Below are 2,349 nucleotides of genomic sequence, written 5' to 3'. Positions count from 1 at the left end.
TACTTCATCTACTGTCGTCTCTCAGACAAAACACCTTCGGTGTTGTCAGGTTAAGCCTCACGGTTCATTAGTACTGGTTAGCTCAACGTATCGCTACGCTTACACACCCAGCCTATCAACGTCTTAGTCTTAAACGTTCCTTTAGGTCACTCTAGGTGACAGGGAAGACTCATCTCGAGGCAAGTTTCCCGCTTAGATGCTTTCAGCGGTTATCTCTTCCGCACTTAGCTACCGGGCAATGCCATTGGCATGACAACCCGAACACCAGTGGTGCGTTCACTCCGGTCCTCTCGTACTAGGAGCAACCCCTCTCAATCTTCCAACGCCCACGGCAGATAGGGACCGAACTGTCTCACGACGTTCTAAACCCAGCTCGCGTACCACTTTAAATGGCGAACAGCCATACCCTTGGGACCTACTTCAGCCCCAGGATGTGATGAGCCGACATCGAGGTGCCAAACACCGCCGTCGATATGAACTCTTGGGCGGTATCAGCCTGTTATCCCCGGAGTACCTTTTATCCGTTGAGCGATGGCCCTTCCATTCAGAACCACCGGATCACTAAGACCTACTTTCGTACCTGCTCGAGCCGTCACTCTCACAGTCAAGCTGGCTTATGCCTTTGCACTAACCGCATGATGTCCGACCATGCTTAGCCAACCTTCGTGCTCCTCCGTTACTCTTTAGGAGGAGACCGCCCCAGTCAAACTACCCACCAGACACGGTCCCCGATCCAGATTATGGACCTAGGTTAGAACATCAAACGTTAAAGGGTGGTATTTCAAGGTTGACTCCATGCAGACTGGCGTCCACACTTCATAGTCTCCCACCTATCCTACACATCAAGGCTCAATGTTCAGTGTCAAGCTATAGTAAAGGTTCACGGGGTCTTTCCGTCTTGCCGCGGGTACACTGCATCTTCACAGCGAGTTCAATTTCACTGAGTCTCGGGTGGAGACAGCCTGGCCATCATTACGCCATTCGTGCAGGTCGGAACTTACCCGACAAGGAATTTCGCTACCTTAGGACCGTTATAGTTACGGCCGCCGTTTACTGGGGCTTCGATCAAGAGCTTCTCCCTAAGGATAACCCCATCAATTAACCTTCCAGCACCGGGCAGGCGTCACACCGTATACGTCCACTTTCGTGTTTGCACAGTGCTGTGTTTTTAATAAACAGTTGCAGCCAGCTGGTATCTTCGACTGGCTTCGGCTCCGTCCGCAAGGGACTTCACTTACCGCCAGCGTGCCTTCTCCCGAAGTTACGGCACCATTTTGCCTAGTTCCTTCACCCGAGTTCTCTCAAGCGCCTGAGTATTCTCTACCTGACCACCTGTGTCGGTTTGGGGTACGATTGTTGGTAACCTGAAGCTTAGAGGCTTTTCCTGGAAGCAGGGCATCAATTGCTTCACCACCTTAGTGGTTCGTCATCACACCTCAGCATTAAGTGACCGGATTTGCCTAATCACTCTGCCTACATGCTTGAACCGGGACGACCGTCGCCCGGACAACCTAGCCTTCTCCGTTCCCCCATCGCAGTTACCACCAGTACGGGAATATTAACCCGTTTCCCATCGACTACGCTTTTCAGCCTCGCCTTAGGGGTCGACTCACCCTGCCCCGATTAACGTTGGACAGGAACCCTTGGTCTTCCGGCGTGCGGGTTTTTCACCCGCATTATCGTTACTTATGTCAGCATTCGCACTTCTGATACCTCCAGCATACCTCACAGTACACCTTCGCAGGCTTACAGAACGCTCCCCTACCCAACAACACTTAGTGTCGCTGCCGCAGCTTCGGTGCATGGTTTAGCCCCGTTACATCTTCCGCGCGGGCCGACTCGACCAGTGAGCTATTACGCTTTCTTTAAATGATGGCTGCTTCTAAGCCAACATCCTGGCTGTCTGAGCCTTCCCACTTCGTTTCCCACTTAACCATGACTTTGGGACCTTAGCTGGCGGTCTGGGTTGTTTCCCTCTTCACGACGGACGTTAGCACCCGCCGTGTGTCTCCCGTGATAACATTCTTCGGTATTCGCAGTTTGCATCGAGTTGGTAAGTCGGGATGACCCCCTAGTCGAAACAGTGCTCTACCCCCGAAGATGAGTTCACGAGGCGCTACCTAAATAGCTTTCGGGGAGAACCAGCTATCTCCCGGTTTGATTGGCCTTTCACCCCCATCCACAAGTCATCCGCTAATTTTTCAACATTAGTCGGTTCGGTCCTCCAGTTAGTGTTACCCAACCTTCAACCTGCCCATGGATAGATCACCGGGTTTCGGGTCTATACCCTGCAACTCATTCGCCCAGTTAAGACTCGGTTTCCCTACGGCTCCCCTATACGGTTAACCT

The 2,349-nt window shown here is 52.3% G+C and carries 1 rRNA gene; it reads right to left on the bottom strand.

Annotation, left to right across the window (positions count from 1 at the left end):
• Positions 1–46 precede the first annotated feature (46 nt).
• Positions 47–2,349, bottom strand: a 23S ribosomal RNA gene (locus tag NBG71_RS18605); the annotation flags it as partial.

Origin of the sequence: Proteus sp. FZP2095 (genome assembly GCF_023701425.1) — a bacterium.
Taxonomy (GTDB): Bacteria; Pseudomonadota; Gammaproteobacteria; order Enterobacterales; family Enterobacteriaceae; genus Proteus; species Proteus cibarius.
This window is presented reverse-complemented; position numbering and strand designations above follow the sequence as displayed.